Source organism: Allobrachymonas wangyanguii, from assembly GCF_045055315.1.
In the GTDB taxonomy this organism is placed as follows: Bacteria; Pseudomonadota; Gammaproteobacteria; order Burkholderiales; family Burkholderiaceae_C; genus Brachymonas; species Brachymonas wangyanguii.
Window position 1 is genome coordinate 1704361 of record NZ_CP173677.1, and the last position, 14091, is coordinate 1718451.

The following is a 14091-nucleotide window of genomic DNA, read 5'->3' on the forward strand; positions in this document are numbered from 1 at the left end:
GCCATTTTTTAGAGTTTTTGCAAGCTCTCCAAAATTTTTTCGCGGCGTTGTAATGAAAGTACAGCATCCAGCGAAGGCGTCTGTGGCGTTCCCAGTACGAGAACCCGTACCGGCATGGCCAAGCCCGGCATTTTAAGCCCATTTTCGGCCAAAACTTCCTTGATGGCAGAAGAAATTGCCGGCTGCGTCCATTCACACGCCGCCAGCTTGCCTGCCAGCGACTGGATGGCCGGGGCAATGGCCGGTGTCAGGAACTTGGCGCGATCCTCTTCGCTGATCTGCACCGGCAGGTGGAAGCGCGCAATCCAGTCGGCCAGCACCACCAGCGTATCGCAGCGGTCCTTGAACAGGCCGCACATGTCCGGCAGGCGGCCATCGTCGATCGCCTCGGCGGTGATGCCACGCTGCAGCAGGAACGGACGCACGCGCGTGGCCAGCTCCTCGTCGGCCATCGCCTTCAGGTGCTGGGCATTGACCCAGCGCAGCTTGGCCTCGTCAAACTGGCCGGCACTGCGGCCCAGGTGGTCCAGGTCGAACCACGCCAGGAATTGCTCGCGGCTGAAAATCTCGTCATCGCCATGGCTCCAGCCCAGGCGCGCCAGGTAGTTCACCATGGCATCGGGCAGATAGCCTTCGTCGCGATACTGCGTCACGGCCTTGGCGCCGTTGCGCTTGCTCATCTTCTCGCCCTGCTCGTTCAGCACCGTGGGCAGGTGGGCAAATACCGGCACCTGGGCGTCGAGGGCCTCGAAGATGTGGATCTGGCGCGGCGTGTTGTTCACGTGGTCGTCGCCACGGATCACGTGCGTGATGCGCATGTCGATATCGTCCACGCAGACGCAGAAGTTGTAGGTCGGCGTGCCGTCCGGGCGCGCGATCACCAGGTCGTCCAGTTCGGCGTTCTGGAATTCGATGCGGCCCTTGCACTTGTCGTCCCAGCCCACCACGCCCTCTTTCGGCGTGCGGAAACGCAGCACCGGCTGCACACCCTCGGGTACCGGCGGCAAGGTCTTGCCCGGTTCCGGACGCCAGGTGCCGTCGTAGCGCGGCTTTTCCTTGTTCGCCATCTGGCGCTCGCGCAGCGCATCCAGCTCTTCCATGCTCATGTAGCAGGGATAGACATGGCCGGAAGCCTCCAGTTGCGCCAGCACTTCCTTGTAGCGATCGATGCGCTGCATCTGGTAGAACGGACCTTCGTCGGGCGTCAGGCCCAGCCATTCCATGCCTTCCAGGATCACGTCAACCGCGGCCTGGGTGGAACGCTCCAGGTCGGTATCCTCGATACGCAGGATGAAGTCGCCCTGCTGGGCGCGGGCAAACGCCCACGGATAGAGCGCAGAGCGGATATTGCCCAGGTGGATGAAACCGGTGGGCGACGGGGCGAAACGGGTACGTACAGGTGTAGTCATGGTCATCTGCAAAAAGGCCGGCAACTGCCGGCCTGTGGGTTCAATCCTGCGGCAGGCTGTGGAGGCCGCGGGCGATATCGGCCTGGAGATCTTCCAGGTGTTCCAGGCCACAGGCGATGCGGATCAGGCCTTGCACCACTCCGGCCGACTGGCGCTGCTCCTCGCTCAGGCGACCGTGCGAAGTGCTGGCCGGATGGGTGATGGTGGTCTTCACGTCGCCAAGGTTGGCGGTGATGCTGCACAGGCGCGTGCTGTCGATCACATGGAAAGCGCGCTGGCGGCCCTGTTCCGGCGTGCTGGCACGCACGGTAAAGGACAGCACGCTGCCGCCCAGACCGTTCTGCTGTTGCATCGCCAGCGCATGCTGCGGGTGCGAAGCCAGACCGGGGTAATAGACATGCTCGACCTGCGGCTGCTGTTCCAGCCAGCGCGCCAGCTGCAATGCCTGCTCGCACTGGGCGCGTACGCGCAGGTGCAACGTCTCGATGCCCTTGAGCACCACCCAGGCGTTGAACGGCGACAGTACCATGCCGGCCGCGCGCACCAGCGGCGCAAAGGTGTTGTTGACCAACTCCTTGCTGCCGCAGATGGCACCGGCCATGACACGGCCCTGGCCATCGAGGAACTTGGTGCCGGAATGGATCACCAGATCCGCACCCAGCTCCAGCGGACGCTGCACCACTGGCGTGGCAAAGCAGTTGTCCACCGCCAGCAACGCGCCGGCTTCGTGCGCCATTGCGGCCAGGGCAGCGATATCGCACAGATCGCACAGCGGGTTGGTCGGGGTTTCGGCAAACAGCAGGCGCGTATTCGGACGAATGGCGGCTTTCCAGGCAGCTGCATCGGTCTGCGGCACGAAGGTGGTTTCCACGCCAAAGCGCGCCATGTCGCTGCCCATCAGCCTGATGGTGGAGCCGAACATGGACTGCGAGCAGATCACATGGTCGCCGCTCTTGAGCAGGCCCATCGCCATCAACAGGATCGCCGACATGCCGCTGGACGTGGCGATGGCGGCTTCGGCGCCTTCAAGCGCGGCCAGGCGCTGCTCGAAACTGGTGACCGTGGGGTTGCCGGTACGAGTATAGGTATAGCCGTCTTCCGGGCAGGCGAAGTTGTGCGCCGAGGTTTCGGAATCGGGCTGGACGAAGCTGCTGGTCAGGTACAGCGCTTCGGAATGTTCGCCGTACTGGCTGCGCGGTACCGCCTGGCGTACGGCCAGGGTTTCGCGGTGCCAGCCGGCATGCGGTGTGGAATCGGTCATGGTGCTTGTGGAATCGGGAAAGGCAGGATCAGTTCAGCTCGGCATTCGGCAGCGTCAGGCGCGAGGTGTCATCGCTGTCTTCGGTCTGCTTGGGGCGCTCGTCCTGCATGCGCTGGATATCTTCGCTACAGATATCGCCGGTGACGTAAACACCGTCAAAGCAGGAGGCATCAAGGCCGTTCATGGCCGGGTTCAGTTCGCAGATCGCGGTCTTGAGCTGGTCCAGGTCCTGGTAGATCAGGGCATCACAGCCGATGATTTCACGCACTTCCTCGATCGTGCGGTTGTGCGCGACCAGTTCCTGCTGCGTCGGCATGTCGATACCGTAGACGTTGGGGTAGCGCACCGGCGGTGCGGCGCTGGCCAGGTAGACCTTGCGCGCACCGGCATCGCGCGCCATCTGGATGATTTCCTTGGAGGTGGTACCGCGCACGATGGAATCGTCCACCAGCAGCACGTTGCGGCCCTTGAACTCGCTGTTGACCACATTGAGCTTCTGGCGCACCGATTTCTTGCGCACGGCCTGGCCCGGCATGATGAAGGTGCGGCCGACATAGCGGTTCTTGACGAAGCCTTCGCGGTACGGCAGGCCCAGCACATGGGCCAACTGCATGGCGCTCGGACGGCTGGATTCGGGAATCGGGATCACGGCATCGATCTCGTCCGGCGGCACCATGGAGATCACACGCTTGGCCAGTGCCTCGCCCATTTTCAGACGCGCGTGGTAGACCGAGACATGGTCGAGATCGGAATCGGGACGTGCCAGATAGACGTACTCGAACAGGCAGGGGTTGAGTTTCGGGTTGTCGGCACACTGCTGGAACTGCACATTGCCCTGCAGGTCGATGAAGGCAGCTTCGCCCGGATGCAGGTCGCGGTCCAGCGTCAGGCCAACGCCTTCCAGCGCCACTGATTCGCTGGCCACCGCCGCCATGCCATCCTGCGGCTTGCTGATGCACAGCGGGCGGATGCCATTCGGGTCGCGGAAGGCCAAGATGCCGACGCCGGCAATCATGGCGATCACGGCGTAGGAGCCGCGCACACGGCGGTGCACCTGGCGCACCGCCTCGAAGATATCGGGCACGGTCAGCGTGTCGTCGTTGCCGGCACGCTGCATCTCGTGCGCCAGCACGTTGAGCAGCACCTCGGTATCGCTCTCGGTGTTGATATGGCGGTGGTCAGTCTCGAACAGTTCAGCGCGCAGGGCACGGGCATTGGTCAGGTTGCCGTTGTGCACCAGCACGATGCCGAACGGCGCGTTGACGTAGAACGGCTGGGCCTCTTCCTCGCTGTTGGCATTGCCCGCCGTGGGGTAGCGCACATGACCCAGACCGCAGTTGCCGGGCAGCGCACGCATGTTGCGGGTGCGGAACACGTCACGCACCATGCCCTTGGCCTTGTACATGAAGAACTTGCGATCCATTTGCGTGGCGATGCCAGCCGCATCCTGACCGCGGTGCTGCAACAGCAGCAAGGCATCATAGATCAGCTGGTTGACCGCCGACTGGTTGACCATTCCAACGATTCCACACATGTTTTCTACCCTTTCAAGGTGAGGGAAAGTCCAGGCCGGACCTGGGCGGATAGCCCAGGCCCCTGCCCTGCCGGCAACCAGGGCCGCATGGAGGGCGGCAGCCAGGGAGCCAGCGATTGCAGGGTTTCGGTCAGCATGCCGGCCGAAACAGAATTTTTCCACCAGTGCGTCTGGTGCATCGGGGTCATCCAGGCCACGGCTGTCATGACCCACAGCAGCACCAGCGCACGTGCCACGCCAAAGCCGGCGCCCAGCAACTGGTCCACGCCACCCAGACCAATGCCACGCAGCAGGTTGCGCGAACCGCTGGTGAACAGGCCGATCAGCAGGATCGCCAGCACGAACACCAGCAGCATCGCCGTCCAGCGGGCGAATTGCGGATCAGCCATCCAGGGCCAGGAAGACGGCAGGTACGGAATCACCAGCGGCGCAGCCCAGCGCGCGATCAGGAAGGCTGCCAGCCAGGACAGCAGCGAACCGAGCTCGCGCACCATGCCGCGCGACCAGCCCAGCAGCATGGACAGCAGCAACACTACCAGACAGAAAGTGTCCAGTGTGCTCCACTGCTGAAAAATCGCCTCCATGCCCACGCCTTCGGATCAGATATGCAACACGGTCGTCCGGAAAGCGGCCATCAGTAGCTGTAGACCGAGACCGGCAGGCCGAGCGAACGCACCTTGTCGGCGACGCGATCCATTTCCTTGCGCGTGCTGAACGGTCCCATGCGCACGCGGGTAACGTCCTTGCCGTTGATCTTGACGACCTGGGTGTAGTTATTGAGGCCGGCAGCCGACAGCTGGCGACGCACCGCGGCGACCTTGCCATCCTCGACAAAGGCACCCACCTGCACCACGAAGCGTCCGGTCGCCGGGAAATCGGCACCCGGGCGGTTGGCGGCAGCGGCTTTCTCGGCAGCCGCCTTGTCTGCGGCAGCCTTCTCGCGCGCGGCCTTGTCGGCTGCGGCTTTCTCTGCTGCAGCCTTGTCACGGGCTGCTTTTTCGGCAGCCGCCTTGTCGCGTGCGGCCTTTTCTGCGGCTGCCTTGTCGGCTGCGGCCTTGTCACGGGCCGCCTTTTCGCGTGCAGCCTTGTCGGCAGCGGCTTTTTCTGCGGCTTCCTTCTCGGCAGCGGCCTTGTCGCGCGCGGCCTTGTCACGGGCAGCCTTTTCTTCGGCAGCCTTGTCACGCGCGGCCTTGTCGGCCGCCGCTTTTTCTGCAGCAGCCTGGTCGCGTGCAGCCTTGTCGGCGCGTTCGCGCTCGGCCCGGGCCTGCGCTTCACGTTCCTGCTCGATGCGCTTGCGTGCGGCTTCCTCGTCAGCGGCACGGGCGCGGGCCGCTTCTTCTTCGGCCAGGCGCAAGGTGGCTTCATCAGGGGTCTGGCTGGCAGCCAGCTGGGCCAGCGCCACGCTGGCGGCAGGCTCGGCGACGATCACCTCTTCATCGGCCGAGAGGCTGTTCTCGACGGCAACACTGGCCGAGCTGCTACCGGCAATATCGATCGCCATGTCGGCCGGCACGCTGCGCGGCGGTGCGCTGAAGACCAGCGGGAAGACGATCACGGCCGCCACCACCAGCACGGTCGCGCCAATCAGGCGCTGGCGCGCGCGGCGACTCAGCTCCTCGGTGGCAGGCGACACGCTGTTCTTGCCAGCGCACCCCTTGTCAGGGCTGGCTTCAGGCTTGCCGGAATCGGGCGTGGAGGTGTTGCGACGGAAATTGAAGAAGGCCATGCATCAATCTGTAGTGAGGGATCAGGCGGCAGGCGGAGGATTCCCGGAGTCCGGCGAACCCGGCATGTGCGGGGCAGACAATTTGGGCAGCGGCTCGCTCAGCACATCACCTACCGTAAAGAACGATCCTGAAACCACGATTCTATCAGCCGGGTCCGCGGCTGCAATGGCTGCCTGCAGTGCCGCACGCGGCGAGGCGTGCTGGCTGGCTTCGGACGGCACGATGCGCGGCTGGCCGGCACAGTACTGCTGCCATTGCTGCAGCAGGTCTGCGTTGCTGGCGGCACGCGGCGTCGGCAGGTCGCAAAAGTACCATTTATCTACCACCGGGTGCAGGCGCTGCAGCATGTCGCCGATGTCCTTGTCGGCCATGGCGCCAAACACCATGTGCGTGACCGGGTAATACGGCATGGCATCCAGGTTGGCCACCAGTGCCGCCACGGCATGCGGGTTGTGCGCCACGTCCAGCACCAGCGCCGGCTGACCCGGCACCATCTGGAAACGGCCCGGCAACTCCACCTGCGCCAGGCCCAGACGGATCGCCTGCGCCGGCAGCGGCAGGCGGTCGCGCAGGGCCGTCAGCGCTGCCAGCACGCCGGCGGCGTTCAGCATCTGGTTGGCGCCGCGCAGCGCCGGATAGGCCAGCGCCCGGTAACGGCGCTCACGGCCTTGCCAGTTCCACTGCTGCTGGTCGCCACCGGTGGTGAAATCGCGGCCCACCAGCCAAAGATCGGCGCCAATCGCCGCGGCATGGTCGATGATGCTTTGCGGCGGCACCGGATCGCTGACGATGGCCGGCTTGCCGGCGCGCATGATGCCGGCCTTCTCGTAACCGATGGCCTCGCGGTTGTCACCGAGGAATTCGGTGTGATCGACGTCAATGCTGGTGATGATGGCGCAATCGGTATCGACCAGGTTGACGGCGTCCAGCCGGCCACCCATGCCGACTTCCAGGATCACCACGTCCAGCTTGGCCTGCGCCAGCGCATCCAGGATCGCCAGCATGGTGAATTCGAAATACGTCAGGCTAGTATCGCCACGTGCTTTTTCCACCGCCTCGAAGTGGCGCACCAGCGCGGCTTCGTCCAGCTGCTGGTTGTCGATCTTGCAGCGCTCGGTGAAATGCACCAGGTGCGGCGAGGTGAACAGGCCGGTGCGGTAGCCGCCATGGCGCAGCATGGATTCGAGCATGGCGCAGGTCGAGCCCTTGCCGTTGGTGCCCGCCACGGTAAACACCGGGCAGTCAAAGCGCAGGCCGGCGCCGTCGTGCAGACGTTCGGCCACGCTGCGCAGCCGCTCCAGCCCCAGGTCGATGGTGGTGGAATGCAGGTTCTCGCAGTGGCTCAGCCACTGGTCCAGGGTGTCATAGGTTTGCATGGGCGCCATTTTCCCAGACTGCGCACCATAATGGACGGCATGACGAGCAAAACACCCACTTCCATCATGCTGTACGGCATTCCCAACTGCACCTCGGTCAAGAAAGGCCGTGTCTGGCTGGACGAGCAGGGGCTGCCCTACACCTTCCACGACTTCAAGAAACAGGGCGTACCGGCTGATGCGCTGCAGCGCTGGGTCGATGCGGTCGGCTGGGAAACACTGGTCAACCGCAAGGGCACGACCTGGCGCAAGCTGGATCCGGCGCAGCAGGAGGCGGTGCAGGATGCCGCCAGCGCCCAGGCGCTGATGCTGGAGCAGTCCAGCGTGATCAAGCGCCCGGTGATCGACTGGGGCAACGGCCGCATCACGGTCGGCTTCACGCCAGAAGCCTGGCCGGCAGCCTGAAGCCGTTCAGAGGCGAATCAGCGGTGGAATTCGCCCTGTGCTTCCGGCTGCGACACCACCTCCAGGATACGCAGTTCCAGCTTGCGGCCGCCCGGCACCTGCCAGGCAATAGTTTCACCCACGCTCAGGCCGAGCAGCGCGCTGCCAACCGGCGTCAGCACCGAGATGCTGTCAGGCGCGGTCGCATTGTGCGGATAGACCAGCGTCAGCGAGCGGTGCTGACCGGTCCCCAGATCCTCGAACTTGACGGTGGTGTTCATCGTCACCAGGCCCGGCGGCACCTCGCTCGGTTCCACCACGTTGGCACGCAGCAGCTCCGACTCCAGCGCCTCGATGCCAGGCACATTCTGGGCGGCATCCGACTCCAGAAGCGTTTCAATACGCTCGTAGTCAAGGCTGGAGATCGTGATGGGAGAATTGGAGGTGCTCATGGGGACAGAAAGACGACAGGGGAAACGGAACAAGACGGCTATGATAGCCAATAGCCCTCACCCCCACCAAGTCGCAGCGAATCAGTGCGACTTTGCCCGCCACCCTGCCCGACCATGATCGACTACCTGCTGTTGCACTGGAAAAGCCTGCTGGCATCGCTCTGGCTGGTCACCGGTATCTACCTGGCCTTGCGCATCATCTGGCAGCAGCGCGCCCCGGTGGCGACGCTGGCCTGGATCATGATTCTCGGGCTGGTGCCGCCCGTCGGCATCCTGGTGTATCACCTGTTCGGTCCCACGCGCGTGAACCGGCAGACGCTGCGCCGCACGCGCAGCCGCATCCTGCTGGCTTCCGAAAACGACATGGACAAGCTGCTGGAGGGCGAATTCAGCCCGTCTGTCACCGAGCGCCAGCACCAGCGCCTGATCGAGGCCGCCTGCGGCATTCCGGTATCGAGCTGCTCGCGCACCGAGCGCCTGCGCAATGGCGACGCCACCTTCAGCGCCATCCTGCAGGCTGTGGCCGAGGCCAGGCTGCACATCCATCTCGAATACTATATTTTCGATCCCGACGCCACCGGCAGCGCACTGCTGGACGCCCTCACGACCAAGGCGCGCGAAGGCGTGCGTGTGCGCTTGCTGGTAGATGGCCTCGGTTCCGCACGCCTGCTGGGCCGGCGTGGCCGCGCCCTGCTGCAGGCCTTCCGCGACGCCGGCGGCGAGCTGGCGGTCTTCCACCCGGCGCGGCTGCATCGCATGCTGCCCTTTGTCAACCTGCGTACGCACCGCAAGATCCTGGTCGTCGACGGCCATATCGGTTTTACCGGCGGCATCAACGTCACCGATGACGGCTGCGAGAAGCAGAATCCCGACAGCGCCTATCGCGACACGCACTTGCGCCTGGAAGGCGCTGCGGTGCGCTGGCTGCAGTACACCTTCATGCAGGACTGGGTCTATGCCAGCGGCCGGCACCAGTTCGAGGTCAATGTGTTCCCGCCGCAGGAGCCCGGCGAGCATGCGGTGCAGGTGCTGGCCTCCGGCCCGGACAGCGGGCGCGAGGCGATCCACCGCAGCATGCTGCACGCCATCAACATGGCCAAGGTGCGCATCCTGCTGACCACACCCTACTTCGTGCCGACCGAACCGGCCTTCTATGCCCTGATCAATGCCGCGCTGCGCGGTGTCGATGTGCAGATCATGGTGCCGATGCGCAGCGATTCCTTTCTGGTCACCTGGGCGGCACGCTCGTACTTCGGCGCACTGCGCACTGTCGGCGTGAAGATCTTCGAATACCAGGGCAAGGGCATGCTGCACGCCAAGACGCTGGTCGTGGACGACGAATACAGCATGATCGGCACCGCCAACTTTGACAACCGCAGTTTCCTGCTCAACTTCGAGAATGGCGTGGTGCTGTATGGCGAGGAGATGAACGCCATCCTGGCAGAAGATTTTGCCGATGACCGCACCCGTGCGCGCTATGTCACGCAGGAGATCATGGACCAGCGTTCGCAGTGGCACGAACGCATGCTGACCGCCTTCGCCCGTCTGCTTTCCCCGCTGCTCTAGCCGTCCGCTGTACAAAAGCGGTAACATTCAGGCTTTGGCGCCATCAGGTGCCATGTCTCCTGTCTGATCGATTCCCCCATGACTACCATCCTGAACAATGTGGCCCTGGACGCCAAGGCCAATGTGTACTTTGACGGCAAGTGCGTTTCGCACAGCTTTACCCTGGCCGACGGCACGCGCAAGTCGGCCGGCGTGGTCCTGCCGGCCACGCTGACCTTTGGCACCGCCGCCCCGGAAATCATGGAATGCGTGCACGGTGACTGCGAGTACAAGCTGGCCGGCAGCGACAGCTGGCAGCGCTGCAGCGCCGGCGAATCGTTCAGCATTCCGGGCGACAGCTCCTTCGACATCCGCGTGGAAGAGGCCTTCCACTACATCTGCCACTACGGCTGATCCCCTTTCCGATTTTCCAGACACACCATGTCCAATACGATCCTGCAAAACATTCCCGTCGGCCAGAAGGTCGGCATCGCCTTCTCCGGTGGCCTGGACACCAGCGCCGCCCTGCTGTGGATGCGCCAGAAGGGTGCGGTTCCCTACGCCTACACCGCCAACCTCGGCCAGCCCGATGAAGATGACTACGAAGCCATCCCGCGCAAGGCCTCCGAATACGGTGCCGAGAAGGCGCGCCTGATTGACTGCCGCACGCAGCTGGCCCACGAAGGCATCGCCGCCATCCAGTGCGGCGCCTTCCACGTCAGCACCGGTGGCATCTACTACTACAACACCACGCCGCTGGGCCGCGCCGTGACTGGCACCATGCTGGTTGCCGCGATGAAGGAAGACGACGTCAACATCTGGGGTGACGGCTCGACATACAAGGGCAATGACATCGAGCGCTTCTACCGCTACGGCCTGCTGACCAACCCGGCTCTGAAGATCTACAAGCCCTGGCTGGACCAGAACTTCATCGACGAACTCGGCGGCCGCAAGGAGATGAGCGAGTTCCTGATCAAGAACGGCTTCGACTACAAGATGAGCGTAGAGAAAGCCTACTCCACCGACAGCAACATGCTGGGTGCCACGCACGAAGCCAAGGACCTGGAAGAGCTGAACAGTGGCGTGCGCATCGTCAGCCCGATCATGGGTGTCGCCTTCTGGAAGCCGGAAGTCGAGGTACAGGCCGAAGAAGTGCGCGTGCGCTTCGAGGAAGGCGTGCCGGTGGCGCTGAACGGCCGCGAGATCCACGATCCGGTCGAGTTGTTCCTGGAAGCCAACCGCATCGGCGGTCGCCACGGCCTGGGCATGAGCGACCAGATCGAGAACCGCATCATCGAAGCCAAGAGCCGCGGCATCTACGAGGCTCCCGGCATGGCGCTGCTGCACATCGCCTACGAGCGCCTGGTGACCGGCATCCACAACGAGGACACCATCGAGCAGTACCGTATCAACGGCCTGAAGCTGGGCCGCCTGCTGTACCAGGGCCGCTGGTTCGACCCGCAGACCCTGATGCTGCGCGAAACTGCCCAGCGCTGGGTGGCGCGCGCCATTACCGGCGAGGTGACGCTGGAACTGCGCCGCGGCAACGACTACTCGATCCTGAACACCGAATCGCCCAACCTGACTTACGCGCCCGAACGCCTGAGCATGGAGAAGGTCGAGAACGCGCCGTTCAGCCCGGCCGACCGCATCGGCCAGCTGACCATGCGCAACCTGGATATCGTCGACACGCGCGGCAAGCTGGGCATCTATGCCAACAGCGGCCTGCTGCAACTGGGCGAAGGCGCCGCGATGCTGAAGCTGGAAGGCAAGAAGGGCTGATCGCTCTCCAGTACAAGACAAAACGCCTGGCAGTTTGCGCTGCCAGGCGTTTTTCATGGGCGATGCCGGCAGCGTCATGGCTGCCGACAGCGGATCATCAGCGCTTCAGGAACGCGCTGCCAATCTTCAGCAGGTCACCGATACCGACCTGGCCATCACCGTCCTGATCCAGCACTGCGTTCAGCAGGCCGCCACCCAGGCCACCCTGCTGCTGCACCTGGGCACGTTCCTGACCCAGCATGCCACCCAGGCTGCCGGAGTTCATGCCCCCGGCCATCACGCGGCTGGCCAGGAAGGACATCACGATAGGCGCCAGGATCTTGAGCAGCTGGCCGGACTGGCCGGAGCTCATGCCGCTGACCTGGCCCAGGCCAGCTTCGGCGCGCGGCTGGGCGCCACCAAAGATATGGCCCAGGATGCCGCCGCCATCCAGCTGGCGACCGGCCGGCTGGCCACCGCCGAGCATGGAACCGAGCAGGCCACCCAGATCCAGACCGCCGGCAGACGCACTGCCCATGTGGTCGCGCTGCAGCGCATTGAACAGGCTGTCAGCACCCTGCTGCGTCTGGGCATTCTGGCCCAGGGCACCCACGATCATCGGAATCGCTGCCGAAATGGCATCGCTGGTCTGGGACGGGCTGGCACCCAGCTGGCCGGCGATCTGGCCCAGGCGGTCGCCTTGCAGTTGTTGCAGCAGGTCATTGACGATGGAGTTGCTCATGGCGGGTTCCTTGCAAAAGACAGAAAGATTCCATGATACGACGAGCGTCAGGACAACGTCGCATCAGGACGGAAGAATCCGGGAATGCGTTGCAAATCACGCTTTCTGCCTGCTGGCTGCGTCAACGCGTGACCGGCACCACAAACTCCCATTGCGACAGGCGCGGCTCGGTCTGGCTGCAGTGCTCGACAAACAGGCTGCGCCAGCGGTGCGTGGGCTCGAACGTGCTGTCCGAATCCTTGCCGGCCGTCAGGCACAGGCCGGAACCCTGCAGCTCGATACGGCCATCGGCATGCTGCACAAAGCGCTGCAGCGCATCGGCCTCCATGAACGGGCTACGCTCGCCACAGGGACGCGCGAGCACGGCTGCACCAGCCAGGGCACGGCAGTTGAGGCCGGCCACGGTAGCGCAAACCTGGTACTGCGGAAAATACAGCCGGCCATCGTCCTGCAGCCGCACTGCCTCATCGGCATAGAGACCGGGCTTGCAGTTGTGCGCAGTCATCGGCAGGTCAAAACGCACGTAATCGCCCGAGCCCATGATGTCCAGGCAGTAATAGTCTTCGCGATCCAGCGGATCGATCAGGCGCATGTGGCCGATTTGCTGGCTGGTCGTGGCGCTTGAGGCCGGGGTCTGGGCCGAAGCCGCCGGCAGCAGGCTGGCGGAGCTCTGGGCTGCCGGCTTGTCGCAAGCGGCCAGGGTCAGCAGGCAGGCTGCGGCCAGGGACAGGAAAGGAAAACGGGGGAATCGCATGGCGCATGCCGAAAGTCAGGATGACCGACCATAACATCCGCCTCTTGTCCGCATGGGCTGCTCAGGCAAGCCGTATCAGACCACCACCGGTTCCGGTTCCAGCCGGATACCAAAGCGCTCGTAGACGCTGGTCTGGATCGCCTGTGCCAGCGTCATCACCTCGCCGCCGGTGGCGCGGATGCCAGTTTCGTGGAAACGGTTGATCAGCACCAGCGCCTGCTTCGGGTAGACGCCAGCATTGCCCATGCTCTTGCCGCGCCAGCCGCAGGCATCGATCAGCCAGCCGGCAGCCAGCTTGACCGTGCCATCCGGCATCGGGTAGTGCACGATATGCGGGTCACGACCGATGATGTCGTCGCACTGCTCGCGCGACACCACCGGATTCTTGAAAAAGCTGCCGACGTTGCCCACCTCGGCCGGATCCGGCAGCTTGGCGCGGCGGATCGCCACCACCATGTCAAACACCTGCTGCGCCGTCGGTGCGGTAATGCTCCACTCGGCCATCTTGCGCTCGATGTCCAGATAGCCGATTTCCGGGCGCCACTGCTTGGGCAAGGCAAAGCGCACCTGCGTGATCACCGCCTTGCCCGCCAGGCCGCCCTCGCCTTTCTGCTTGAAGACGGAATCGCGGTAGGCGAAACGGCACTGGGCGGCATCCAGCGTGAACTGGCGACCGGTGGCCAGCTCGATCGCATCCAGGCTGTGGAATCGGTCTTGCAGCTCAATGCCGTAGGCGCCGATGTTCTGCACCGGCGCTGCGCCCACGGTGCCGGGAATCAGCGCCAGGTTTTCCAGGCCCGGATAGCCCTGCTGCAGCGTCCAGGCGACAAAGTCATGCCAGACCTCGCCGGCGCCGGCCTGCACGATCCAGTGGCGATCGGTTTCTTCCACCAGCGTGCGTCCCTGGATCTCCAGCTTGATCACCAGCGCCAGCAGGTCGCCGGTGATGACCATGTTGCTGCCGCCACCCAGCACCAGATGACCACGCTCCAGCTGGCGCGGCTGTTCGGCCAGCGCCTGCAGGTCGGACGGCTGGCGCACGCGCAAGAGGCTGTGCGCACGCGCGGCAATGCCCAGGGTGTTGTAGGGATCAAGGGAAACGTTGTGTTCGATACGGAGAATGGTCATGGGGGATAATTGTCGCAT

14 protein-coding genes are annotated in these 14091 nt (G+C 64.2%); 4 read left to right on the forward strand and 10 right to left on the reverse strand.

Going from position 1 to position 14091, the window contains the following annotated elements; translation table 11 throughout:
* Positions 1-8 precede the first annotated feature (8 nt).
* From gltX to folC, 6 genes are read right to left on the reverse strand one after another with little or no spacing between them, the layout of a single operon-like run.
* The gene (gene gltX, locus ACI3EV_RS08295) at positions 9-1409 is read right to left on the reverse strand and encodes a glutamate--tRNA ligase (RefSeq protein ID WP_337691881.1); all 1401 of its coding nucleotides are present in this window, start codon (positions 1407-1409) and stop codon (positions 9-11) included.
* A 40-nt stretch (positions 1410-1449) separates the two neighbouring features.
* Complete coding sequence (locus ACI3EV_RS08300) at positions 1450-2670, reverse strand: O-succinylhomoserine sulfhydrylase (protein ID WP_329771001.1); 1221 nt, start codon at positions 2668-2670, stop codon at positions 1450-1452.
* A gap of 28 nt (positions 2671-2698) precedes the next feature.
* Positions 2699-4204 carry an amidophosphoribosyltransferase gene (gene purF / locus ACI3EV_RS08305; protein WP_337691880.1) on the reverse strand — a complete coding sequence of 502 codons (1506 nt, stop codon included), beginning with the start codon at positions 4202-4204 and terminating at the stop codon, positions 2699-2701.
* 5 nt (positions 4205-4209) lie between these two features.
* Positions 4210-4788, reverse strand: coding sequence for a CvpA family protein (locus ACI3EV_RS08310; RefSeq protein ID WP_337691879.1), 579 nt, complete (start codon positions 4786-4788; stop codon positions 4210-4212).
* A gap of 50 nt (positions 4789-4838) precedes the next feature.
* A complete protein-coding gene (locus ACI3EV_RS08315) occupies positions 4839-5930 on the reverse strand; it encodes an SPOR domain-containing protein (protein WP_337691878.1) in 1092 nt (363 codons plus the stop codon).
* Between the two features lie 21 nt (positions 5931-5951).
* On the reverse strand, positions 5952-7307 hold the full coding sequence (folC, locus tag ACI3EV_RS08320) for a bifunctional tetrahydrofolate synthase/dihydrofolate synthase (protein ID WP_337691877.1): 1356 nt from the start codon (positions 7305-7307) through the stop codon (positions 5952-5954).
* Positions 7308-7337: 30 nt separating this feature from the next.
* Between folC and ACI3EV_RS08325 the strand changes: the two genes are divergently transcribed.
* A complete protein-coding gene (locus tag ACI3EV_RS08325; RefSeq protein WP_337691876.1) occupies positions 7338-7712 on the forward strand; it encodes an ArsC family reductase in 375 nt (124 codons plus the stop codon).
* A 17-nt stretch (positions 7713-7729) separates the two neighbouring features.
* Here ACI3EV_RS08325 and rnk read toward each other — a convergent pair whose 3' ends face one another.
* Entirely contained in the window at positions 7730-8143 is a 414-nt protein-coding gene (rnk, locus tag ACI3EV_RS08330) for a nucleoside diphosphate kinase regulator (RefSeq protein WP_329771010.1), read from the reverse strand.
* A 114-nt stretch (positions 8144-8257) separates the two neighbouring features.
* Between rnk and cls the strand changes: the two genes are divergently transcribed.
* From cls to argG, 3 genes are all read left to right on the forward strand, one after another.
* Positions 8258-9709 carry a cardiolipin synthase gene (gene cls / locus ACI3EV_RS08335; protein ID WP_337691875.1) on the forward strand — a complete coding sequence of 484 codons (1452 nt, stop codon included), beginning with the start codon at positions 8258-8260 and terminating at the stop codon, positions 9707-9709.
* A 78-nt stretch (positions 9710-9787) separates the two neighbouring features.
* Positions 9788-10102, forward strand: a complete 315-nt coding sequence (locus ACI3EV_RS08340; protein WP_329771013.1) for a pyrimidine/purine nucleoside phosphorylase — start codon at positions 9788-9790, stop codon at positions 10100-10102.
* Positions 10103-10129: 27 nt separating this feature from the next.
* Complete coding sequence (gene argG / locus ACI3EV_RS08345; RefSeq protein ID WP_329771014.1) at positions 10130-11470, forward strand: argininosuccinate synthase; 1341 nt, start codon at positions 10130-10132, stop codon at positions 11468-11470.
* A gap of 97 nt (positions 11471-11567) precedes the next feature.
* On the opposite strand, the gene ACI3EV_RS08350 is transcribed toward argG, so the two are convergent.
* From ACI3EV_RS08350 to murB, 3 genes are all read right to left on the reverse strand, one after another.
* A complete protein-coding gene (locus ACI3EV_RS08350; protein ID WP_329771015.1) occupies positions 11568-12191 on the reverse strand; it encodes a DUF937 domain-containing protein in 624 nt (207 codons plus the stop codon).
* 121 nt (positions 12192-12312) lie between these two features.
* On the reverse strand, positions 12313-12945 hold the full coding sequence (locus ACI3EV_RS08355) for a hypothetical protein (protein WP_337691874.1): 633 nt from the start codon (positions 12943-12945) through the stop codon (positions 12313-12315).
* A 75-nt stretch (positions 12946-13020) separates the two neighbouring features.
* Positions 13021-14073, reverse strand: a complete 1053-nt coding sequence (murB, locus tag ACI3EV_RS08360) for a UDP-N-acetylmuramate dehydrogenase (protein WP_329771017.1) — start codon at positions 14071-14073, stop codon at positions 13021-13023.
* Between the last annotated feature and the right edge of the window lie 18 nt (positions 14074-14091).